The organism is Roseomonas genomospecies 6 (genome assembly GCF_008365375.1).
In the GTDB taxonomy this organism is placed as follows: Bacteria; Pseudomonadota; Alphaproteobacteria; order Azospirillales; family Azospirillaceae; genus Azospirillum.
This window is the reverse complement of sequence record NZ_QOKW01000025.1, coordinates 1-22,093: the sequence shown is the minus strand read 5'-3', so window position 1 is coordinate 22,093 and position 22,093 is coordinate 1. Positions and strand designations below refer to the sequence as shown.

The window sequence follows — 22,093 nt, the reverse complement described above, 5'->3', positions numbered from 1 at the left end:
GGGCGAGACTTCGCGTTTGGCCCCCACCCGCCTCAGAACCCCAGGGCGCAGCCGTCCTTGCGCGAGTCCGAACCGCCGATCAGCAGGCCCGCCGCGTGGTCGATCCAGATCGCCTGCCCGCCGCCCAGCGGCTCGCTCCGGCGGACCACCGCGTGGCCGCGGCGCGCCAGTTCCGCCGCGGTATCCTCCGCCACGGAGGGTTCGATCTCCAGAACGCCGTTGAAGGCGAAGCTGCGCGGCTGGTCGATGGCCGTCTGGACGTCCAGCCCGCGGTCCAGCACCGCCGACACGAAGGCCCCGTGCCCCGCCGCCTGATAATGGCCGCCCATCACGCCGAAGGGGCAGACCGCGCGCCCGTCCTTGCGGATCAGGCCGGGGATGATGGTGTGCAGCGGGCGCCGCCGCGGCGCCAGGGCGTTCGGGTGCCCCTCCGTCAGGCGGAAGGAGGTGCCGCGGCTGTGCAGAAGCACGCCGGTCGCCGGGTCGAGCTGCACGCTGCCGAAGCTGTGGAAGATCGAGTTGATGAAGGAGATGGCGTTGCCGTCGCGGTCCACGACGCAGAGATACACCGTGTCCTTGTGCTCCGCCTCCGTCCACAGGGCGGGCGCCTGGGCGCGGGCCGGATCGATGCGGCGGCGCAGGGCCGCCGTCGCCTCCGCCGACAGCAGAGAGGCCGCCGCGTCCGGCCCACCCTCCCCCACCAGGACGTCGCGGTGGTGGTAGGCGAGCTTGGTCGCCTCGGCCTGCAGATGGTGACGGTCCGCGTCGCCGACCGACGGCGACAGGTCGAAGCCGCCCAGCGCGTTGAGGATCATCAGCGCGGCGAGGCCCTGGCCGTTCGGCGGGCATTCGAGGATCTCATAGCCGCGGTAGTCGGTGGCGATCGGCGCCGCATACTCCGCCCCGTCCTCCGCCGCCGCGAAGTCGTCCAGCGTGTGCAGCCCGCCGCGGGCGCGCAGGAAGGCGACCAGCGAGTCCGCCGTGGCGCCCGTGTAGAAGGCCGCCGCCCCGTGGGCCGCGATGTCGCGCAGCCGTTGGCCGAGCAGCGGCTGCGCGTGGCGCTCCCCGGCGCGCGGCGCGCGTCCGCCGGGCAGGAAGACGGCGCGGCAGCCCTCGTCCGCGGCCAGCAGGGGGACCGCCGCCGCCCAGTCCCGGGCCACCCGCGGGGCGACGCCGTAGCCCTCCTCGGCGTAGCGGATGGCGCGGAGGAACAGCCGGTCCAGCGGCAGCCGCCCGTGATCGGCGTGCAGGCGCGTCCAGGCGGCGACGGCGCCCGGCACGGTGACGGCATGGGCGCTGTGGCGCGGAATCTCGCCGGTGACGCCCAGCCCGGCCAGACGCTCCACGCTGGCGGCGGCAGGCGCGCGCCCGCTGCCGTTCAGGGCAACCACCGGCCCGTTGGCCGGGGCGTAAAGGACGAAACAATCGCCGCCGATGCCGGTCATGTGCGGCTCGACCACGCATTGCACCGCGACGGCGGCGATGGCCGCGTCCACGGCGTTGCCGCCCACCGCCAGGATCTCGAGCGCCGCAGCGCTCGCCAGCGGGTGGGATGTGGCCACGGCGGCCTCCCCCGCCACCAGCGCCGACCGCCCGGGCCGGCAGAAGTCACGCATCACGATGGGAACCTCCGGGCCGGGGAATGGGTCAATGAAGAGATTAATGCGGGCTGCGGCGCAGCGGCACCACGCGGCGCCCCCGTCCCTCCGGCTCCTCCGCGCCGTGGGCGTGCACCTTCTTGAGCTGGATGACGTAGCGTTCCGCGCCGTTGACCATCACGGCGATGACGGTCGGCCCGTTCGCCCAATCGCAGGGCACGAGGTGAAGTTCCTTGATGCGCGCGGTTCCGGCGGTCAGCTCCGCAAGATCGAGAACCTCATCCCCGGCGCGAAACCCCAGATATTCATCGACGATCATGGCGTCCGGCGGCAGTGGCTTGGCAGCAGAGTCCTCAGCCTACCAGCACCGCAGCCGGCGGGCCACCGCCCAGGCTGCCGCCCGGCGCTTTTTCATAGAGGCGTCAGATGCCGCGCGTCATGTGGCGATGCGCGTCATATGGCAAAGCGCGTCATATGATTGTCCCAGCGGAAATCGGCGAGCCGCAGACCGTCGCCGGGCAGAGCCGGCGCCGTGCCGACCGTCCGGAGGTCGCCCAGCCCGCTGCTCGCCAGGAAGCCGTCGCCGTCCGGAGCCAGCCCGCAGCCGTCGGGCAGAGCCGCCGCCCCCAGCCACGCGCCCGTCGCGTCGTCCCACAGCCCGACGATGCCGCCCTTGGGGGAGCTGGCCGCGACCTTGCCCCGGTCCGCCGCCACGCTGCCGATGTAGCCCTCGAAGCGGGACAGCGCGTCGTCCGGCGTCTCGAACAGGCGCACCGCGCCGCCGCCCGGACGGTGCGTTCCGGTCAGCGGCTGGAGCATCCCGATGGGCCGCTCGTCCTGCGCGCCGAAGGCGATGCCGCCGTCCGCCAGGGCGGCGATGTGGCGGATGCCGAGGTTCGCGTGCTCCTCCGGCAGGCGCGCCTGATCGAGCAGCCGACCGGTCGACGCCTCCACATAGGTCAGGGAGGAGTCCATCTCGTCCAGGTTCAGCTTGGCGCGTCCCGTGTCCGGATGGGTGATGACGCCGCCGTTGGCGACCGCCAGGACCGTGCCGTCCGCGATCATCAGAAGCTCGTGCGGTCCCAGCCCGTGGGTCGGCATGGCGCCGACGCGGCGGTAGCCGTCCATGGCGTCGTACACCCCGATGGACCCGGCCTCGCGCGGCACGTCGTCCTCCGCCACATAGAGCAGCCGCCCGTCCGCGGAGAAGGCGCCATGGCCGGTGAAGCGGCGGTCCTCCGGCGCGCGGATCACCGGACCCGGACGCCCGTCCACCAGCGACAGCGGCATGAACCACCGGCCCGGACGGCGGGCGAAGGCGACGGCCTCGGCCCGCGCCGGGTGCGGGACGACGCCGTGGGCGCGGCCCGGCGTGGGGGTGGCGAAGCGCACGTTCCCCGCCCCGTCCAGCGCCGCCACACCATAGTCCGGCGAGGCCGCCGCCGTGGCGTAGGCGTTGAGGAACAGCGTCCCCCCGGCGGTATCCGCCCGCGCCGGCCCCAGGAGGGCGCCGAGCAGGCCGCCGCCAATCAGGAGCAGGGTGCCCCGGCGGGTCGCGTCCATCGCTCAGTCTCCGTCCAGCTCGTTGAAGCCGATGCTGATGTCCAGCAGCGGCGCCACCGTGCCGGTCATCAGGGTGCGCACGTCCTTCACCCGTTGCAGGGCGGTCTCCACGGTCTTGCGCATCGCCGGGTCGGCGACGGCGACGTTGATCGGGGCGGGGATCGCCTCCGCCGCGCGGATCGCGGCGGTGAAGCCTTCCTCCAGCGTGCGGCGGGCCTGGACCCCGGCATCGCCGGAAGGCAGCAGCGCGGTCAGGCCGGGGCCGCCGCCCTCGCCCAGCATCAGGGCGCGCAGGGCCTCCAGGTTGATGCGGACGTTGCGCGCCGACTGGCCGCTGCGAAGCGCCTCCGCCACCGCGGGCTTGGCCTCCCCGGCGTTGGGGCCGAGCGGGGCCAGAAGCTTCTGGTCGGCCACCACCTGCAAAGCGGTGAGCGCGCTGGAGAAGAGCGCGTTGACCGCGGCCCCGGCGTCGGGACCCAGCGGAGTCGGCTCCCCGGCGGTCAGCGGCACCTCCAGCGCCTTCCAGCCGTCGCGGACCTCGCGGGTGATGGCGAGGACGTTCTGCGCCACAGCGGCGGCAAGCGCGCCGCGGAAGCGCCCAGCCTCATCACCCCCAGAGGAGGCCCCCTCGAACCCGGCGGCGGTGACGCCCTCGTCGAACAGCAGCCGCTCCAGCACGGTCAGCCCCTGCACCGCGGCGCTTTGGCGGGCCAGCCCGCCCGGCTCCAGCAGCTTCGGGTCGCGGGCCTTCAGCATGGCGAGGATTTGCCGCTGCACCACCCCGGCGCGCTCCGGCCAGAAGGCGATGCGGTCGGCGCGCAGCTCCGTCGAGAGCGGCCCGACGCGCAGATGCTGGGCGCCGGCCCAGGCGTCGTAAACCGCGCGGTGGGCGGCGCGGCACCCCTCCAGCCCGTCCGCCGTCGGCGCGGCGGCGAACCGCCCTAGCCGCTCCGCGTAGACTCCGGCGGCATCGGCCAGCGCGTCGAAGCGCGGCAGGATGTGGGTGCGGACCAGGCCGCCCAGAACGGCGGCATCCCCCGCCGGCTCCCGCGCCGCCAGGGCGAGCCGCCCCGGCAGGAGGATCGACAGGGCGGCGGCCGACATCAGGCCGATCATGCGGCGGCGTTGCATTCTCATCACCTATGCCATTCAAACAGTACGGTCTTTACAGCCCCAGGACGAAGCGCACCAGCCTCTCGCGGTCGCCGCGCGGCAGGGCCATGAAGGCGCCGCGCGCTTTCTCAGCCTCGCCGCCGTGCCAGAGGATGGCTTCGGTCACGCTGCGCGCCCGCCCGTCGTGGAGAAGCGCCAGATTCCCATCGGAACCGGCCAGCCGCTTCATGCCCCACAGCGGCGTCGTGCGCCAGTCGCGTCCCCGCGCCTCGCCCATCGCCACGCCGTCGGCCAGATCGTCGCCCAGATCGTGCAGAAGCAGGTCGCTGTAGGGGAAGATGGTCCGGCGGGACAGGGCGGGATGCGCCGCATCCTCCGCCGTCGTGAAGGAGGGACGGTGGCAGGCGGCGCAGCCGGCGGCGGCGAACAGCGCGCTCCCTGCCTCGTCGCGCGGCGGCTCCAGCCCGCCGTCCGGCGGCAGGGTGCGCAGATAGCCGTCGATCAGCCCGATCACCGTGGAGGGGATCTCCAGCCCTTCATACTGCGGCGAGTCGCCGTGCGGCGCGTTCCGGCAGTCGGTCTGCGCCGGGGTGCAGTCGCCCCAGGGGTCCGGATAGGCCGGGGTGGACATGCCGATGTCCAGGCTGAAGGCTTCCGAATTCTGGCGGTGCAGCGTCGGGTGGACGGCCTTCCAGCCGAAGCGCCCGAACTGCCGCGCGCCATCCGGCGCCACCCAATTGGGGCGCCCGGCGATGCCGTCGCCGTCGCGGTCCTGCGGATCGGCGCCGGCCAGGATGTCGGCCTCGGGAATGCGCTCCAGCAGGCCCATGCCGCGCACCGATGGGGCGACACGGGCGGAGATGGCCGTCGCCTCGGCCAGCGGCCCGTAATTGAGGTCGGCGACGGAGAGCGCCGGGCGGCGCAGCGTCGCCGTGTCTCCATCGGGGAAGCGCACCGTCTCCTCGCGGTAGGTCAGGACGGGCCGCCCCTCGACGGCGAAGCCGAGCACCGCGTTGGTCTGGAGCTGCCGCCCGTAAACGGGGTCCCCGCCAAGCTTCACCGCATAGCCGACGCCGCGGTCGTCGGGGGCGGCGGGATCGGGCGGGCGCCCCTGGCGGGCCGCCGGGTGGCAGGCGGCGCAGGAGCGCGCGTCGTAGAGCGGACCGAGCCCGTCGTTGGCGTGAGTCACCGTCGGGGCGCTGACCCACATCCGCCGGAACAGCTTCTCGCCGATCCGGACGTCGAGGTCGCCCGCCACCGCCGGCAGGGCCGGCAGCAGGGCGAGCAGGAAGGCGAAACGGGCTTTCATCGGCAAGGCATCGGTTCCGGCGGTCCGCCCCATTCCATGACGGCAAGAGCCGGGTCGCGCCCCCTCCTTCCACACCGGAAGGAAAGGGCGCGGCCCGTGGTCCGTCGGCTTACTTGCCGACGGCGGACGGGTTGTCGAGGCTGTCCGAACCGGCCAGATCGACCGAGACGCCCAGGGCGGCGACGACGCCTTCCAGGGCCTTCTTCTGATCGACCAGACGATCCACCGCGGTGGCGACGATCGCGTTGCCCTCGGCGTTGTCGGTGCCGATCATCTGGTCGTAGGCCATCTTGCCGCTGTCGGCGGTGTCCTTCATGACCTTCATCGCGGCGGTGGTGGCGGTCATCGCCTCCTTCACCTTGGCGTCGGCCTCCGGCGCGGTGGCGGCGACATACTGCGACAGCGACGGGCCGGTCACGACCTTGCCGTCCACGCGGGTGTAGCTGCCGTTGTAGACGTTGACCATGCCGATCTGGTCGTAATAGTGCGAGTTGTGCGTGTTGTCGGAGAAGCAGTCATGCTCCTCCTCCGGATCGTGCAGCATGAGGCCGAGCTTCATGCGCTCGCCGGCCAACTCGCCGTAGCTGAGGCTGCCGAGGCCGGTCAGGATGCGGGCGACGCCCTCCGATTCCTTGGCCTTGGCGATGGAGGCGCGGGCCTTGCCCTTGGCGCCCCAGGCCTTGGCCATCTCCTCCAGATCCTCGACCAGCATCTGGGTGGCGACGGTCAGGAACTGGGCGCGGCGGTCGCAATGGCGGTTGGTGCAGTCCTTGCCCTTGGCGAAGTCGGTGGCCTTGCGGTCGCCGGCCCCCGGACCCGTGCCGTTCAGATCCTGGCCCCACAGCAGGAATTCGACGGCGTGGTAGCCGGTCGCCACGTTGGCCTCGACCTTGCCGGCCTCGTGCAGTTTGTCGGCCAGCAGTTCCTTGGTGATCTTGCGGGCGTCGATGGTCTTGTCGCCGGCCTTGATCTTCGGGTTGGCGATCACGTTCGCCTTGGCGAAGGGGTTGCTGTCGCCACCGGCGTAGCCGTCGTCCACGTAATCGATCAGCCCTTCGTCGAGTGGCCAGGCGTTGACCTTGCCCTCCCACTCGTCGACGATCGGGTTGCCGAAGCGAAAGGCTTCGGTCTGCATGTAGGGGACGCGGGCGTTCAGCCAGGCCGTGCGGGCGGCGGCCAGAGTGGCGTCCGACGGGTTGGCCACCAGCGCATCGACGGCCTTCTTCAGCGCCTTGGCGGTGCTGGCGGCGTCCTCGTAGCTGGCCTGGGCGATGTCCGCATAGGTCTTCACCACATCCTTGTAGGCGGGCTTGGACGTCTGGGCGTCGGCGGCGAGCGGCGCCAGCGCGATGAGAGCCGCGGCGGCAAGGCCGGAGGCGTGCTTGAACATGAAGGTCTCCTCAAGCGTCGGTGAGCGGTGGCGTCAAGCCATGATAGTGCGAAGCATTCTCAACATGCGCCGCTAATCACTCTCATTGTCAAGATGGAATTGTCCGGTCGGGCGCGCTTTGCCGCTTCCGCCCCCGCCGGCCCGCCCCCCTACTTCAGCAGCGGCTCGTAGCGGGCGTCGGTCAGCGTCTTCATGAAGGCCACCAGCGCCTTGATCCGGCGGTCATCGAGCGCCGGGCCTTCCTCCAGTTCCTTGATGGAGAGGGTCTTGGCGACCTCCGGGTTGCCCCAGGGCTTTCCGGTTTCGGGGTTGATCTGGTCCGCCGGCTTGGTGCTGTTGTACGTGTTGTAGAAGCGGACGACGGTTTCCAAGTCCTTGAAGACGCCGTTGTGCATGTAGGGGCCGGTGACCGCGACGTTGCGCAGGGTCGGCGTCTTGAACTTCCCGTCATGCGCCTTCTGGCCGTTCACCGCCGGATTCCCGGCCAGCCCATGGTCGATGTGCGTCGCCGCCACCCCGTTTGCCGCCCGCAGCTCCGCGTTCACCGGGACGCCGATGTTGTGGTACTCGTAGTTGGTGAAGACCTCGTTCTTCGCCGCCGGCATGGCGTTCAACTGGTGGCAGACGTTGCAGTTGGTGAACTGCTGCGAGAAGAACAGGGTCATCCCCAGCTCCTCTTCGCCGGTCATCTTGTATTCGCCGCGCAGATACCGGTCGTACTTGGAATCGAAGGGTGAGAAGACGTCGGTCTTCTCGAAGGCGGCGATGCTGTCGGTCATCGCGTCGTAGGCCCGGTCGGCGTCGTCCAGCACCCCCGCGCCATAGAGCGCGACGAAGCGCCGCGCGTAGTCCGGGTTCTCCTTCAGCCGCTCCATCACCTCCGCCTTGGAGGCCATGGCCATCTCGGCGGGGTTCAGCGGCGGGCCGCCGGCCTGCTCCTGGAGGGTGGCGGCCCGCCCGTCGTGGAACTGCCCGCCGAAGGGCGTCCCGTTGGCCTTGAAGCCGAAGCGCGGGGCGAGATGGGCATAGGCGGCGGTCGGCGCGTTGCGGTCGCCCAGCGATTTTCCATCCGCCCCCACCGATGCGGCGCCGCGCGGGTCGGCAAAGCCGAAATCGGGGTTGTGGCAGGTCGCGCAGGACTGGCTGCGGGTGGAGGACAGGTTGTTGTCGAAGAACAGCGCCTTGCCCAACTCGGCCTTGGCCTTCTGCGCCTCCGCCGGATCGGCCGCAGCACCGGAAGCGCCGGCGATCAGCAGCGCGGCCAGCGCCGCGACGGGCAGATTGTGTTTGCCGAACAATGACATCCTATGCTCGCTCCTCGACGGCAGCGGTCCCGGGGCGACCCTTGAGGGGGCGATCCGAAGCGGGACCCGCCGACAGTATCCATGCCCTTCGGCCTGCATGATAGTTATTCTCATTATCACGAAGGTGCGACCTATTGCCACTGGTCGTAGGACCGGAGGGATTAACCCGCCGCTGTCGTTCGTCCTGCGCGGTTCCCGGATGGTCGATCCGATCCGGTCGCTTTGGAACGACCGATAGGGTACCCCGCTCCGGCTACCGATTCTGCCTCGCCGACTGGAGGGCTTGCCGCCATTCCGGGGTGGAGCGGCACCACCGGCGGGAGTCCAAATGCTCCGCGCGCGCCGGATGGAGCGAACGATCACGGGTTCGGTTTAGGCCGATAATATTTCCACTTTCCGGGCAATTTCCTTCAAAGCAGCCCAGCGGTCATTCGGTTCCTCTTACGGGTGATCATTTCCGCGTCTTTGTGGCCGCGCCTTTGCTCATGCCCTCCCCTGCGCCTTTGCATGGAAGCGACGCGGAAAGTTGCATCGTGCATTGCGAAGACAACGCAGGCTGCCCGCCGGACTACCCCTATCGATAGGTTTATTAAAAAGCCGTGCTTGGACATGCTTCCAATCACAAACGCCGTGCATTCCCTGAAAATCAGTAATCGATCCCCGCTGCTTCGCAAGATCGAAGCGGAAACCCTTCTTAGCGCAATTATCGACGGAGACAAACAATGACCCTGTTCGCCAACATCCGCGCGATTCTCTCCCCCGTCCGCAGCGCCGCCAAGGACCGCAAGGGCATCACGGCCCTCGAATACGGTCTGGCGGCGGCCCTGGTCGCTCTCGTCATCATCGGCGGCGCCCGCACCTTCGGCACCAACGTCAGCGCCCTGTTCACCGGGATCGGCGGAACGGTCAGCGGCACCTCCACCTCCATTCCGTAAGCGCTGCCGGCTTCCCCCCTCCCACGCAAAGCTCCCGCCATGGAAACGATCGCCGGTTTCGATCCCTCATTCCTGGCACTGCCCATGGCGGGGCTTGCGCTGGGCTGGGCGGCGGCGGACGACCTGTGCCGGCGCACCATCCCGGACACGGTGTCCATCCTGCTCGCCGCGCTCGGCCTCGCGGTTCCGCTGTGGCAGGGCGCGCCCTTTCCGTGGGCCGGCCTTGCCGCCGCCGCCGCGCTGTTCCTGGGCTTGTGCGTCCTGCACGGACGGGGCTGGCTGGGCGGCGGGGACGTGAAGCTGGCCTCGGCCCTCCTGCTGCTGGTCGGGGTGGAGCGGGCGGCACCCTTCGCGACCGCCACCGCGCTGGCCGGCGGGGTTCTGTCCCTTCTCTATCTCGCCGGGTGGCTGGCCCTGCGCAACGCGCGCCCGGCGCGCCGGCTGCTGCGCCGCTTCGGCGGGCGTCCCAAACCGGCCCGCGTCCTGACTCATCTCCTGGCGGCGGAGGCGCACCGCATCGCCACCCGCCATTCCGTGCCCTACGGCGTCGCCCTGGCCGCCGGCGGGCTGCTCACCCTTTCCAACCCCACCGGAGGAGCGGCATGGTTCTGAGAGTGCTATTCCTGTCCCTGCTGCTCGTCGGGCTGTCGCTGGTGGGCTACGTGTCCTTCTCGATGCTGCCGGCGCCGGCCCCCGCGGTCGCGGTCCCGGCCCCGGCGGCGCCCATGGACTCCGTGCTGGTCGCCGCCCGTCCGATCTCCACCGGCATGCTGCTGCGCGCCGAGGATCTGCGCTGGGAACCCTGGCCGCCGGGCCGTCTGGGGGATGGCTACATGGTGCGGGGCCGCGTGGCGGAAAGCGCCTACAGCGGCGCCGTCACCCGCCGGTCCTTCGCGTCGGGCGAGCCGATCATGGCCGGGCACATCGTGGCGCCGGGGGAGCGCGGCTTCCTCGCCGCCGTCCTGTCGCCGGGCAGCCGGGCCGTGTCGGTGGCGGTGGACGCGGTCAGCGCGACCGGCGGGCTGATCTGGCCCGGCGACCGGGTGGACCTGATCCTGACCCAGAATTTCGAATCCCACGCCGGGCGCGACCTGCGCAGCCGGGCGGTCGGCGAAACCGTGCTCCAGAACCTGCGCGTCATCGCCATCGACCAGCAGTTGGGCGAGGCGTCCATGGGGAAGGGCGGCCCGGAAGGGCGCATTCCCCGCACCGTGACTTTGGAGGTCACCGCCCGCCAGAGCGAGACGGTCACCGTCGCCGCCACCATGGGCAAGCTCTCTCTCGCGCTGCGCAGCCTGCTTGCCGACGAAAGCGCCGGGACCGGGGAAGCGGACCCCACCTCCGCACCCACCTGGGCCGAGGACGTGTCGCCGGCCCTGCGCCAGCTTCCCGCACCCCACAACGCGGAGGCGCCCGCCGCCCGCCGGCCCACGCTGCTCATCATCCGCGGGTCCAAGACGGAATCACTCGAACGCTGAACCGGCGCGCCGATCCAGGGGGGACGAAGACCATGACGATGACGATGACAACCACCATGGGCCGGGCCGCAGCTTTCAAAATCGCCGCGACCGCCCTCCTCGCCGGGCTGTTCGCGGCGCTGGCCGCGGCGCCCGCCCAGTCGCAGCAGCGCCCCCGCGAGATCACGCTGGAGGTCGGCGGCGGGCAGCCGGTGAACCTGCCGGCCCCGGCGGCCAGCGTCTTCACCTCCGCCCCGGAGATCGCCGACGTGCAGGCGTCCGGCCCGCAGGCCTTCTTCATCGTCGCCAAGGCACCGGGCCGGGCCAGCGTCTATGCCCTGTCGGCGGACAACAAGCCGCTCGCCTCCTTCAGCGTCGTGGTCACCATGCCGGTGAGCGATCTGCGGTCGAAGCTGGTCGCCCAGGTGCCCAACGCCGCCATCGACGTGCAGAGCACCGGCAACGGGATCACGCTGACCGGCACCGTCTCCTCCCCCGCCACGGCGCGGCAGATGGTGGAGCTGGCCGAACGCTACGTCGGGCAGGGGCAGACCGTCACCAACCGCCTGACCGTCGCCGCCCCCGCCCAGGTCAACCTGCGCGTCCGCGTGGCCGAGGTGTCGCGCCAGGTGACCAAGGAGCTGGGCGTCAATTTCGAGAGCATGTTCAACATCGGCTCCTTCGCCTTCGGGATCGCCACCGGGCGCCCCATTCTGGACGCCGCCGGCAACCTGATCCGTGCCATCCCCCCCACCAACTCCTTCGGCGGCAGCTACCGCTCCAGCAACGGGCGGGTGGACATCAACACGGTGGTGGACGCGCTGGCCGAGGACGGGCTGATCACCGTGTTGGCCGAACCGAATCTGACCGCCCTGTCCGGCGAGACCGCCAGCTTCCTGGCGGGCGGCGAGTTCCCCATTCCCGTCGCCCAGTACGACCGCACCACCACCATCCAGTTCAAGAAGTACGGCGTCAGCCTGGACTTCACCCCGACCGTGCTGGGCGGCGGCCAGATCAGCATGCGCGTCCGCCCGGAGGTCAGCGAACTGACCAACAACGGCGCCGTCGTGGTCGACTCCATCCGCATCCCCGGCCTGTCGGTGCGCCGCGCCGAGACGACCATCGAACTGGCCAGCGGGCAGAGCTTCGCCATTGCCGGCCTGCTCCAGAACAACACCTCGGCGACGCTGGACGGCGTGCCGGGGCTGGGCGACGTGCCGGTTCTGGGGGCGCTGTTCCACTCCAGCAAGTTCCGCCGCAACGAGACGGAGCTGGTCATCGTCGTGACTCCCTACCTCGTCCGCCCGGTGTCCGCGGCCAACGCGCTCTCCGCCCCCACCGACGGCTTCGTCGCGGCGACCGACGTGGAGCGCATCTTCCTGAACCGCGCCCAGAGCCTCCAGCCCCCCGCGGGCGGCGGCAGCGCCGGTGGCGGCGCCGCCCCCCTGACCATCGGGCCGGGCGCCACCCGCCTGCACGGCGACGCCGGCTTCAGCCTCCAATGACCCCTTTCGCGGAGCACAGCGCCATGCCCAGAGCCATGCTTTCCAAAGCCATGCGAACGCCGACGCTGCTTCTGCCGCTCCTCACGGGTCTGCTGGGCGGCTGCGCCGTGCCGCAGACGCCCCCGCCGATGCCCACCGCCGAGGTGCCCGCCGTGAGGGCCATCGGCAACGCCGTCCCCTTCGCCATCGACCCGCGCAGCGGCGCCATCGCGGCGGAGGAGCGCGCCCGCGTGACCCGCACAGTGGCCGGGCTGGGCCGCGACACCACCCCCCATGTGGCGGTCACCGGCCCGATGCTGGGCGCCCCGGCGCGGGCCGCCGTCGCCTCCCTGCTGGGCGAGGCCGGGGTGCCGCCGGAGAACGTCACCTTCGCCCCCGACCAGACCGGCGCCCCGGCGCTCCAGGTGACCACCTACGTCGCGCTGGCTCCCGACTGCCAGGCGTGGAGCGACATCTACAGCGGCTGGTACCAGAACAGCCCGACCGAGGCGCTGGGATGCAGCAACCAGCGCAACCTCGCTTTGATGCTGGCCGACCCGCGCGACCTCCTGCAGGGCCGCGAGACCGTTCCCGCCGACGGGCAGCGCATGGCCGGCGCCGTCCAGCGCTACCGCGCCGACAAGGTGAAGCCCTTCGTGAAGGGCAACAGCACCAGCGCCTTCATCCTGTCCCCCGCCATGAACGGAAGCCAGGAGGACCAATGAGCCTGCTCGCCACCCTTCTCGGCGACGCGCCGTCCCAGGCCGACGCCGCCCGCGCCGCCGGCCCCCGCCTGCTCGCCTACGTCGCCGACGCGGCCAGCGCCGCCCTGCTGAACCGCACCGCCCCGTCCCTGCTGCCCTGCGAGGTGCGGACCGGCGACATCCGCAGCGCCGCCCGCGACCTGGAGCGCCAGCGCTCGCCCGACCTGCTGCTGGTCGACATCACCGGCGTCGCCGACCCGCTGGCGGCGATGGAGGCCCTTGCCGGGGTCTGCGACCCGTCCGTGCGGGTCATCGCGGTCGGCGACAGCAACGACATCGGCCTTTACCGCGACCTGCGCCGGATCGGTGTCACCGACTATCTGTTCAAGCCGCTGTCCCGCGACCTGCTGGAAGGCGCGCTGCGCGCCGCCTGCTCTGGAACCGCGGCGGACGACGCGGCGGGCCGGCTGGGCAAGCTGGTGGCGGTGGTCGGAGCGCGGGGCGGGGTGGGAACGACCACGGTCGCGGTGCATCTGGGCTGCTGGCTGGCCGACGGAGCGCGCGGGCGCACGGCGCTGGTGGATCTGGACCTGCAAAGCGGCACCGTGGCGCTGGCCCTGAACCTGCGGCCCGAGCCGGCGCTGCGCGAGGCGGTGGAGGCGCCCGACCGGGTGGACGACGTGTTCATGGAACGCGCCATGGTCGCCGCGTCGGACCGGCTGTCCGTCCTGGCGGCGGAAGAGCCGGTGGAGGACGTGATCGACATCGCCCCGGCCGCCGCCCTGTCGGTGCTGACCCGGTTGCAGGCGCGTCACAATTACGTGGTCGTGGACGCGGGCCGCGCCCAGGGCGGGGCCGCCCGCGCCGCGTTGGAGGCGGCGTCCATCGCCGTTCTGGTGGGCGACGCCAGCGTGGCGGGGCTTCGCGATCTGGTGCGGCTGCGCGCCGCCGTGGGGCGGCGGTCCGGCGGCGGGCGCCTCGTCACCGTCCTGAACCGGCGCGGCGCACCGGGAGAGCTTCCGGCGGCGGACCTGATGCGCACGCTGGGCGAACCGCCGGAGCACGCCCTGCCCTACCGCCCGGTGCCGCTGTCGGTCGCCGCGGGCGTCGGCGAGCCGGCCTTCCGCCATTGCCGCCGCTTCCGCGAAGCCATGGAGCGTCTGGGCGCCGATGTCGCCGGGCGGCCCGCCGCGCAGGACGGCCTGTTCCGCCGTTGGGTGCGGCGATGAGCACGCTGTTCGGCCGCAAGGCCGCACCCGCGCCTCTGTCCGTGGCGAGTCCGCCGCCCGAGGAGCCGAGGCCCGCCCCCGCTCCGGTGGCGGCGCCCTCCCCGCCGCCCCTGGCCGCGGTGCGCCCGGTCAACCGCTCGCTGAACGACATCCGCACGCAGGTGCTGGCGCGCATCGACCCGGCGACCATCGCCGACATGCCGGCGGAGACCCTGCGCCCGCTGGTGGAACGGCTGATCGACGACATCGCCACGGCCAGCCGCAGCCAGTTGAACGGGCGCGAGCAGGCCACGCTGGCGACGGAGCTGGTCCACGACATGATCGGGCTGGGGCCGCTGGAACCGCTGCTGGCCGACGACGGGATCACCGACATCATGGTCAACGGCCCCTCCCGCACCTTCGCGGAGCAGCGCGGCAAGCTGGTGGAGATGCCGGTGCGCTTCCGCGACGCCGGGCATCTGCTGAACATCGCGCAGCGCATCGCCTCGGCGGTCGGGCGGCGGGTGGACGAATCCAGCCCCATGGTGGACGCCCGGCTGGCCGACGGCAGCCGCGTCAACATCGTGGTGCCGCCGCTGGCGCTGGACGGCGCCTGCATCTCCATCCGCAAATTCGCCCGCCGCACCATCGGCTTCCGCGAGCTGGTGGAGTTCCGCAGCATGTCGGAGCCGATGGCCCGCGCGCTGGAGATCATCGGGCGCTGCCGGCTGAACGTCATCATCTCCGGCGGCACCGGGTCGGGCAAGACAACGCTGCTCAACGCCATGTCCCGCCAGATCGAGGAGACGGAGCGCGTCATCACCATCGAGGACGCCGCCGAACTCCAGCTCCAGCAGCCCCACGTCGTGCGGCTGGAGACGCGCCCGCCCAACCTTGAAGGCCAGGGGCAGGTGACGCAGCGCGACCTCGTCCGCAACGCGCTGCGCATGCGGCCCGACCGCATCATCATCGGCGAGGTGCGCGGGGCGGAGGCGTTCGACATGCTCCAGGCCATGAACACCGGCCATGACGGGTCGATGTCCACCATTCACGCCAACAACCCGCGCGACGCGCTGAGCCGCGTCGAGAACATGGTGCTGATGGCCGGCATGAACCTGCCCAGCCGCGCCATCCGCCAACAGATCGCCGGGGCGGTGAACGTCATCGTCCAGGTGCAGCGCATGCGCGACGGCGTGCGCCGCATCACCCACGTCACCGAGCTGGTCGGCATGGAGGGCGACGTGATCCTGACCCAGGACCTGTTCACCTTCGAATTCCGCGGGGAGAGCCGCGACGGGATTCTGGAGGGGCGCTACGCCGCCACCGGCCTGCGCCCGCGCTTCGCGGAGCGGCTGGCCTATTTCGGGCAGGAGGCGGCCTGGAACGCCGCCACCGCCGGCCTGTAGGGGGAGGAACCCGCGATGGACCGCATCCAGGCCCTTCAGCTCGCCACCCTCCTCCTCGGCGTCGGGACTCTGCTGTTCGCCCTGTCCACGCTGCGCGCGTTCCGCCGCCGCAAGGCGCTGCGCCGCCGGCTGGCCGCCCTGTCGGCGCAGGCGCGGGCGGTGGTCGAGGACGGCAGCCCCGACATCACCGGCGCCGGTTCCCTGACCTTCGCCGACCGGGTGAAGCGGCGCATGTCGCGCTTCTACGCCCGGCGCCAGACCGTCTATCTGCCGCCGGGCATCCGGCTGTGGCGGGCGCTGCTCGCCGCCGCGGTGGCCGCCGCCCTGTGCTGGTGGCTGGGCGGGCCGGTGCTGGGCGAGGCGGGCGCCATGACCGCCGCCGCCGTGGCCCTTCTGGTCACCCCGCGCGTGGTCTTCGCCGCCAGCCGCCGCCGGACGCTGGAAGCGCTGATGAACCAGCTTCCCGACGCGATCAGCCTCGTCGTCCGCGCCACCCGCGCCGGCATTCCGGTGTCGGAAAGCCTGCGGATGGTCGGCAGCGAACTGCCCGAGCCCATCGCCCCTCTGTTCCGCCGCATCGTGGATGAGACGGCCATGGGCATCGACCTGGAAACCGTTCTCGGGCGCGCCGCCGCCAACGTGCGCCTGCCGGAGTTCCGCTTCTTCGTCGTCACCCTGCTTCTTCAGCGGGAGACCGGCGGCAACCTGACGGAACCGTTGGAAAATCTGGCCGACATGATCCGCCAGCGCCGCCGGGTGCAAATGCGCACCCGCGCCCTGACCTCGGAGGCGCGCAGCTCCGCCGCCGTGCTGGCCGCCCTGCCTTTCCTGGCCGGCGGCGGCATGGCGATGCTGAACCCCGATTACGCGATGCGGCTGATCGACGAGCCGAGCGGCCAGACGATGCTGGCGGTGGCGGGCGGGCTGCTGCTGGTCGGCGTCGGCTCCATGCAGCTCCTCATCCGGAGGACCCTGTCATGAGCGGGGGCGGTTTGGGCGGCCTGATCCCGCAGCCGGTCCTCCTCGGCTTCGGCGTGCTGATGATCCTGACCGGCGTCGCCGGGCTGCGCTCCTGCGCGTTGCGCGAGCGGCTGCTGGCCCGGCTGGAGCTTCTGCGCGCCGGCACCGCGCGGCCCGCCGGTCCGGAGACGGAGCGCCAGGGCTTGCTGCGCCGGGTCGGCTCGTGGCTGGCGCGCACGCCGCTGGTCGGGTCCGCCGACCGGGAGCGGATGCGCCGGAGCCTGATCGCCGCCGGCTACAACCAGCCTGGCCACCTCTCTTCCCTTCTCGGCATCAAGCTGCTGTGCATCGGCGCCGGGATGGCGCTGGTCCCGGCAGCGGCGGGCGACCTGCTGCCCTCGCTGATCGGCGCGCCGGGAGCGGCGGCGCAGATCGTTGCCGGCGCCCTGCTCGGCTGGCGGCTGCCCGATCTGGCGCTGGGCCGGATGCGCGACCGCCGCCTGGAGGAGGTGCGCAACGGCCTGCCCGACGCGCTCGACCTGCTGGTGATCTGCGGCGAGGCCGGTCTCGGCCTGGAGGCGGCGGTGGACCGCGTGGCCCGCGAGGTGGCGACCGCCTATCCCGCGCTGAGCGCCGAACTGTCGGCCACCGCGGCGGAGATGCGCGTTCTGTCCGACCGCGGCGGCGCCCTGACCAATCTGGCCGCCCGGCTGGACATGGAGGGCGTGCGCGGCATGGCGACGACGCTGATCCAGGCCATGCGCTACGGCACGCCGCTGGCCCAGGCGCTGCGCGTCCTGGCCGGGGAGATGCGCGCCCAGCGCCTCGCCCGGTTCGAGGAGAAGGCGGCCCGCCTGCCGGTCCTGCTGACCCTGCCCATGGTGGTCTTCATCCTGCCCTGCGTCTTCATCGTCGTCGGCGGCCCCGCCATGCTCGACGTGTCGCGCAGCTTCGACGGCACCAGCACGAACCAGCCCATCCACTCCAGCCAGACCAGCAAGGGAGGTCAGCCATGATCGCCATCCCGTCCCACAAGCGTCTTTCCGGGAAGCGCCTCTCCGGTCTGGGCCGCGCCGCGGCGGCCGTCCTTCTGCTGCTGTCGGTCAGCGCCTGCGCGTCCGCGCCGGGGGGCGGGCCTGTGGGGTCCAGGAGCGGCCCGACCGCGAACGCCACGCTGGACGACAAGGCGCGCGTGCAGCTCCGCCTCGCCCGCGCCGCTCAGGAGGCGGGGAACACCGGCTCCGCGGTGCGCTTCTACCGCGCGGTGCTGGATCAGGCGCCCGGCCATGTCGGCGCGCTTCTCGGGCTCGGCGAGACGCTGTCGGAGAGCGGCGCCGCCGCCGACGCGGTGGTCGAGCTTCAGAAGGCCGCCGCCGCCGTGCCCGACAATGTGGAGGTGCAGACGGCGCTGGGCCGCGCGCTGATCCGCGCCAACCGCCCGGCCGACGCGCTGAACCGCTTCGACGCGCTTCTGCGCCGCAACGACGACGACCGGCGCGCCCGGCTGAACCGCGGCGTCGCCCTCGACCTCGCCGGGCGGCACGCCGAGGCCCAGGCCGAATACCGCAACGTCCTCCAGGCCGAGCCGAACAACGTGACGGCCACCGCGAATCTCGGCCTGTCGCTGGCGCTGAACGGCAACGCGGAGGGGGTGGCGATCCTGGAGAACCTCGTCCATGGCGGGGTGGATTCGCCCCGCGTGCGCCAGAACCTCGCGCTGGCCTATGGGTTGAAGGGCGATCTGGAGGCGGCGGCCCGCGTGGCCCGGCTCGACCTCGACGACGCCAACGTGCGCTCCAACCTGGCCTTCTACGAGTCGGCGCGCCACCTCGTCGCCGCCAAGCCGTGAGGCGGCCCCATGCGCAACCGCTTCCCCCTTCCCCGGGACCGCCGGGGCGCCACCGCGCTGGAGCTGGCGCTCGTCTCGCCGGTGCTGATCGCGGGCATGATCGCCCTTGCCGAGGTCGCCTACACCCTGACCGTGGACGGGCTGCTGAACCACGCCGCCCGCGCCGCCGCCCGCAGCGGCTTCACGGGGGAGCTGGCGGCCGGCTTCACCGACCGGCGCTCCCAGATCTGCGACACGGTGCATCGGCTGACCCATCGCGTGCTCGACCAGCGCCGCCTGACGGTGCGCAGCCACAGCTACGCCTCCTTCACGGCGCTGGGCCAGATCAACGGGGGCATCCCGCCCTCCACCGCGCTCACCGACCTGAATTGCGGCTCCGCCAACTGGGACGCCGGGCAGACCGGGGCGGCGCTGGGCGGCAGCGGGCAGGTCGTCGTCTATGCGCTGCGCTACACACAGCCGACGCTGACCGGGCTGGGCGCCGTGGTGCTGGGCCGGACGGAGATGGTCCACGAAGCCCGGCTGGCCGTGCGCAACGAACCCTTCATGGTGGAGGAGTGACCGGCATGGCGAAACCCCGTCCGTTCCACCGGACTCCGTTGCGCGACCGGCGCGGCATCGCGGCGCTGGAGATGGCGCTCCTGGCGCCGGTGCTTCTGGTGCTGGTCACCGCCACGGTGGACGTGGTGCGCTACGTCGGCATCACCCTGACGCTGAACCGCACCGCCGCCAACGTCAGCGACATCGCCACCCAGTTCGACAAGCTGCGCGCCGGCATGACGGTGGTGAAGGGCAACGAGGTCGGCGTGCTGTTCCTCGCCGCGACGGAGGTCGCCCAGCCGCTGGACCTGTTGGCCGGCGGGCAGGTGATCGTCTCCTCGGTCGCCAACATGGGCCAGGGGTCGCGCGTGATGTGGCAGGAGCGGGCCGGCACCGGCTCCGCCACCAGCCATCTGGGTGCTGCGGGCGGGGTCGCCACCCTGCCACCCGGCTTCACCCAGCAGCCCGGCGACAACGCCATCTTCACGGAGCTGTTCTACCGCTTCACCCCCTATCTGCTGAGCGGACCGTGGCTCGGCAACGCCGGAACCTCCACGACGCTCTACGCCAGCGCCGTCTACCAGCCCCGGCTCGGCACGCTCACCACGCTGGAGACCGGGCCATGAGGACGTTGCTCGCACCGGTTGGCCGCCTTCTCACCTCGCTGGGTGCGGTGCGGCGGGACCGGCGGGGGGCCACCGCGCTGATGTTCGCCGCCGCCGCGGTGCCCCTGCTGGGCATGGTCGGGCTGGCGGTGGATTACGGGCGGGCGTTCCTGATCCAGTCGCGGCTTCAGACCGCCATCGACGCCGGGGCGCTGGCCGCCGGCAAGATGCTGAACTCCACGGCGGAGGCGCAGCGGGACATCGCCATGTTCGTCGCCGCCAACCTGCCGCCGGGCTTCATGGGCGCCACCATCGGCACCCCTGCGGTGACCCTGGACCAGACGAACCAGCGCGTCGGCGTGACCGTCACCGCCACCCTGCCGACCACCTTCCTGCGCGTCCTGCGGGTGAACCAGCTCACCATCTCCGTCACCAACGAGGTGCAACGCGCCAACGCCGGGCTGGAACTCGCTCTGGTTCTGGACGTCACCGGCTCCATGGCCACCAACAACCGCATCGGGGAGCTGCGCACCGCCGCCACCGACCTCGTGAACATCCTGTTCGGGCCGGGCACCACCCCGCCAAAGAACCTGTGGGTCTCCATCGCCCCCTACGCGGCGGAGGTCAACATCGGCAAGACCCGCACGAACTGGCTGGCAGCGGGCAGCTACGACGCCACCAAATGGGCGTCCCAGGGCTGGCGCGGCTGCGTCCTGGCCCGTACCCAGCAGTCGCAGGACCAGACGGACACTCCGCCGTCCGGCGCCCCCTTCAAGCCCTTCTGGTACCCGAACAACCAATACAGCGGGAACAACAACGACAACCCCTGGACCCCGAACAACATCACGGACGACGGCACCTACCGCCAGACCAATGACATGGCCGGCCCGAACCTGGGCTGTCCGCCGCCGATCATGCCGCTGACCAACGACCGGTCGGCGCTGCTCGCCAAGATCGCCGGGCTGAAGCCGGTGAACCGCGGCGGCACCATGGCGAACCAGGGGCTTCAGGCGGGGTGGTTCACCCTGTCGCCGAGATGGCGCGGCCTGTGGGGCGGCACGACGCCGAACACGCTGCCGCTCGATTACGGGACGCCCGACATGACCAAGGCGGTCGTCCTGCTGACCGACGGCAACAACGAGTGGTTCAAGTACAAGCCGCAGGGCGACTACACCAGCTACCAGCGCATCGGCGACGGGTTGCTGGGCACCACCAACGCCAGCCAGGTGACGACGGCGATCGACAACCGCATGCTGGCCCTGTGCAGCAACATGAAGGCGGCGGGGATCACCCTGTTCACCATCACCGTCGGCGACAGCGCCAACAGCGCCACCCGCGCCCTTTACGAACGCTGCGCCTCTCCCGGCCCGAACCACTATTTCGACTCGCCGACCTCCGCGGAGCTGCAGACGGTGTTCCGCACCATCGCCGGCCAGCTCAGCAACCTGCGGATCATCCGTTGAGCGGAGGCGGAACGGCGGGTTGGAGGACGGATGGGGGTGGCGGTTTATGACCTATTGCGCATTGGTCCGCCGCCGTCCGATGGGCTACAGGATTCGGGACCGTGCACACGAAAGGCCCGCCCGCCATGTCCCAGACGTCCGCCCAGACCTTCCATGTGATCGTTGCCGAAGACGACCCGGTGGTGGCGGTCACCATTGCCGAAACCCTGGAGGAGCGCGGCTTCCGCGTGAGCATCGGGCGCAACGGGTTCGATGCCTTCAAGATCGACCAGAACGATCCCGCCGACATCCTGATCACCGACCTGCGCATGCCGCATTTCGACGGCACCAGCCTGATCGCCCGCATGCAGGAGCAGCGCCCCGAGCTGCCCATCCTGGTCACCACCGGCTACAGCGACAACCTGCCCAAGGAAGAGCCGGGCCAGCTCTCCGTGGTCCAGAAGCCCTTCTCCGAGGACAGCATCGTCCGGGCGGTGCAGGCCCTGCTCGGCGTCGCCTGAGGAGGCTGCCGGACGGAAGCGGAAAAAAATCGCCGACCGGTGAAGTTCCCGCTTGCGCTCCGCCGCAGAGAGCCGTATAAGCCGGCCTCCGTTCCGGATTAGCTCAGTCGGTAGAGCAGCGGACTGTTAATCCGCGTGTCGCTGGTTCGAGTCCAGCATCCGGAGCCATATTGCGGGTGTAGCTCAGTTGGTTAGAGCGCCGGCCTGTCACGCCGGAGGCCGCGGGTTCAAGTCCCGTCACTCGCGCCACATTGCGGGCGTAGCTCAGGGGTAGAGCACAACCTTGCCAAGGTTGGGGTCGAGGGTTCGAATCCCTTCGCCCGCTCCAGTTTCGAAGCACTTCCGAGTGTCTTCAAGGGCCGCTTGTCCAACAAGCGGCCCTTCTTCATTTCAGGCTCCCCGCCCCCCAATCCCCGCCCCCGCCGAAGGTGAGGAAGGGTCAGGGAGGGGACCCAACTCCAGCCCCCTAGCACACGACGAAAAGCCGGCGCTTCCCTTGCGGAGAAGCGCCGGCTTTGTCGTTCATGAAGCCGATTGTCGCGTGACTGTACAATGTTCCGCTGCGTCCGGACCGGTTTTGGTCTGGCGTGTGCCGTGGTGACCTGGCGGCGACCTACTCTCCCACGTCTTGAGACGCAGTACCATCGGCGCTGAGGCGTTTCACGGCCGAGTTCGGGATGGGATCGGGTGTTGGGAGCCTCGCCA

21 protein-coding genes, 3 tRNA genes and 1 rRNA gene are annotated in these 22,093 nt (G+C 71.3%); 17 read left to right on the top strand and 8 right to left on the bottom strand.

Annotation, left to right across the window (positions count from 1 at the left end; genetic code table 11):
* Positions 1-32: 32 nt before the first annotated feature.
* The 7 genes from DS843_RS24125 to DS843_RS24095 form a co-directional block, all read right to left on the bottom strand.
* Entirely contained in the window at positions 33-1,616 is a 1,584-nt protein-coding gene (locus DS843_RS24125; protein ID WP_149471438.1) for a gamma-glutamyltransferase family protein, read from the bottom strand.
* A gap of 43 nt (positions 1,617-1,659) precedes the next feature.
* Positions 1,660-1,917, bottom strand: coding sequence for a hypothetical protein (locus DS843_RS24120; RefSeq protein ID WP_149471378.1), 258 nt, complete (start codon positions 1,915-1,917; stop codon positions 1,660-1,662).
* Between the two features lie 134 nt (positions 1,918-2,051).
* Entirely contained in the window at positions 2,052-3,161 is a 1,110-nt protein-coding gene (locus DS843_RS24115; RefSeq protein ID WP_149471377.1) for a DUF1513 domain-containing protein, read from the bottom strand.
* A gap of 3 nt (positions 3,162-3,164) precedes the next feature.
* Positions 3,165-4,292 carry an imelysin family protein gene (locus tag DS843_RS24110; RefSeq protein WP_286192291.1) on the bottom strand — a complete coding sequence of 376 codons (1,128 nt, stop codon included), beginning with the start codon at positions 4,290-4,292 and terminating at the stop codon, positions 3,165-3,167.
* A 34-nt stretch (positions 4,293-4,326) separates the two neighbouring features.
* Complete coding sequence (locus DS843_RS24105; RefSeq protein ID WP_149471376.1) at positions 4,327-5,583, bottom strand: di-heme oxidoredictase family protein; 1,257 nt, start codon at positions 5,581-5,583, stop codon at positions 4,327-4,329.
* A gap of 109 nt (positions 5,584-5,692) precedes the next feature.
* Positions 5,693-6,973 carry an imelysin family protein gene (locus tag DS843_RS24100; protein ID WP_149471375.1) on the bottom strand — a complete coding sequence of 427 codons (1,281 nt, stop codon included), beginning with the start codon at positions 6,971-6,973 and terminating at the stop codon, positions 5,693-5,695.
* A 149-nt stretch (positions 6,974-7,122) separates the two neighbouring features.
* Entirely contained in the window at positions 7,123-8,277 is a 1,155-nt protein-coding gene (locus DS843_RS24095; RefSeq protein ID WP_149471374.1) for a cytochrome-c peroxidase, read from the bottom strand.
* 722 nt (positions 8,278-8,999) lie between these two features.
* On the opposite strand from DS843_RS24095, the gene DS843_RS24090 reads away from it, so the two are divergent.
* The 17 genes from DS843_RS24090 to DS843_RS24010 all read left to right on the top strand — a co-directional run bounded on the left by DS843_RS24090 (position 9,000) and on the right by DS843_RS24010 (position 21,716).
* The gene (locus tag DS843_RS24090; protein ID WP_149471373.1) at positions 9,000-9,212 is read left to right on the top strand and encodes a Flp family type IVb pilin; all 213 of its coding nucleotides are present in this window, start codon (positions 9,000-9,002) and stop codon (positions 9,210-9,212) included.
* A 39-nt stretch (positions 9,213-9,251) separates the two neighbouring features.
* On the top strand, positions 9,252-9,824 hold the full coding sequence (locus DS843_RS24085) for a prepilin peptidase (protein ID WP_149471372.1): 573 nt from the start codon (positions 9,252-9,254) through the stop codon (positions 9,822-9,824).
* On the top strand, positions 9,815-10,690 hold the full coding sequence (gene cpaB / locus DS843_RS24080; protein WP_286192290.1) for a Flp pilus assembly protein CpaB: 876 nt from the start codon (positions 9,815-9,817) through the stop codon (positions 10,688-10,690). The genes DS843_RS24085 and cpaB overlap by 10 nt, the downstream gene beginning before the upstream one ends.
* 38 nt (positions 10,691-10,728) lie before the next feature.
* Positions 10,729-12,174 (top strand): type II and III secretion system protein family protein, encoded by a 1,446-nt coding sequence (locus DS843_RS24075; RefSeq protein ID WP_286192289.1) that lies wholly within the window; start codon positions 10,729-10,731, stop codon positions 12,172-12,174.
* Positions 12,175-12,197: 23 nt separating this feature from the next.
* On the top strand, positions 12,198-12,878 hold the full coding sequence (locus tag DS843_RS24070; RefSeq protein ID WP_286192288.1) for a CpaD family pilus assembly protein: 681 nt from the start codon (positions 12,198-12,200) through the stop codon (positions 12,876-12,878).
* The gene (locus tag DS843_RS24065; RefSeq protein WP_149471369.1) at positions 12,875-14,086 is read left to right on the top strand and encodes a CpaE/TadZ family protein; all 1,212 of its coding nucleotides are present in this window, start codon (positions 12,875-12,877) and stop codon (positions 14,084-14,086) included. The genes DS843_RS24070 and DS843_RS24065 overlap by 4 nt, the downstream gene beginning before the upstream one ends.
* Positions 14,083-15,471 (top strand): TadA family conjugal transfer-associated ATPase, encoded by a 1,389-nt coding sequence (locus DS843_RS24060; protein ID WP_208852305.1) that lies wholly within the window; start codon positions 14,083-14,085, stop codon positions 15,469-15,471. The genes DS843_RS24065 and DS843_RS24060 overlap by 4 nt, the downstream gene beginning before the upstream one ends.
* A 15-nt stretch (positions 15,472-15,486) precedes the next feature.
* A complete protein-coding gene (locus tag DS843_RS24055) occupies positions 15,487-16,452 on the top strand; it encodes a type II secretion system F family protein (RefSeq protein WP_149471368.1) in 966 nt (321 codons plus the stop codon).
* Positions 16,449-17,447, top strand: coding sequence for a type II secretion system F family protein (locus DS843_RS31640; RefSeq protein ID WP_149471367.1), 999 nt, complete (start codon positions 16,449-16,451; stop codon positions 17,445-17,447). Before DS843_RS24055 ends, DS843_RS31640 begins: the two co-directional genes overlap by 4 nt.
* Positions 17,444-18,280: a tetratricopeptide repeat protein gene (locus DS843_RS24045; RefSeq protein WP_286192287.1), complete on the top strand. Its 837-nt coding sequence runs from the start codon at positions 17,444-17,446 to the stop codon at positions 18,278-18,280. Before DS843_RS31640 ends, DS843_RS24045 begins: the two co-directional genes overlap by 4 nt.
* 9 nt (positions 18,281-18,289) lie before the next feature.
* Positions 18,290-18,841 (top strand): TadE/TadG family type IV pilus assembly protein, encoded by a 552-nt coding sequence (locus tag DS843_RS24040; protein ID WP_149471366.1) that lies wholly within the window; start codon positions 18,290-18,292, stop codon positions 18,839-18,841.
* 5 nt (positions 18,842-18,846) lie between these two features.
* A complete protein-coding gene (locus tag DS843_RS24035) occupies positions 18,847-19,446 on the top strand; it encodes a TadE/TadG family type IV pilus assembly protein (protein ID WP_149471365.1) in 600 nt (199 codons plus the stop codon).
* Positions 19,443-20,888: a TadE/TadG family type IV pilus assembly protein gene (locus DS843_RS24030; protein ID WP_149471364.1), complete on the top strand. Its 1,446-nt coding sequence runs from the start codon at positions 19,443-19,445 to the stop codon at positions 20,886-20,888. The genes DS843_RS24035 and DS843_RS24030 overlap by 4 nt, the downstream gene beginning before the upstream one ends.
* A gap of 125 nt (positions 20,889-21,013) precedes the next feature.
* The gene (locus DS843_RS24025; protein WP_149471363.1) at positions 21,014-21,388 is read left to right on the top strand and encodes a response regulator; all 375 of its coding nucleotides are present in this window, start codon (positions 21,014-21,016) and stop codon (positions 21,386-21,388) included.
* Between the two features lie 92 nt (positions 21,389-21,480).
* Positions 21,481-21,556, top strand: a tRNA-Asn gene (locus DS843_RS24020).
* Positions 21,557-21,560: 4 nt separating this feature from the next.
* Positions 21,561-21,637, top strand: a tRNA-Asp gene (locus tag DS843_RS24015).
* A 4-nt stretch (positions 21,638-21,641) separates the two neighbouring features.
* Positions 21,642-21,716, top strand: a tRNA-Gly gene (locus DS843_RS24010).
* Between the two features lie 272 nt (positions 21,717-21,988).
* Here DS843_RS24010 and rrf read toward each other — a convergent pair.
* Positions 21,989-22,093 (bottom strand): 5S ribosomal RNA (rrf, locus tag DS843_RS24005); the annotation flags it as partial.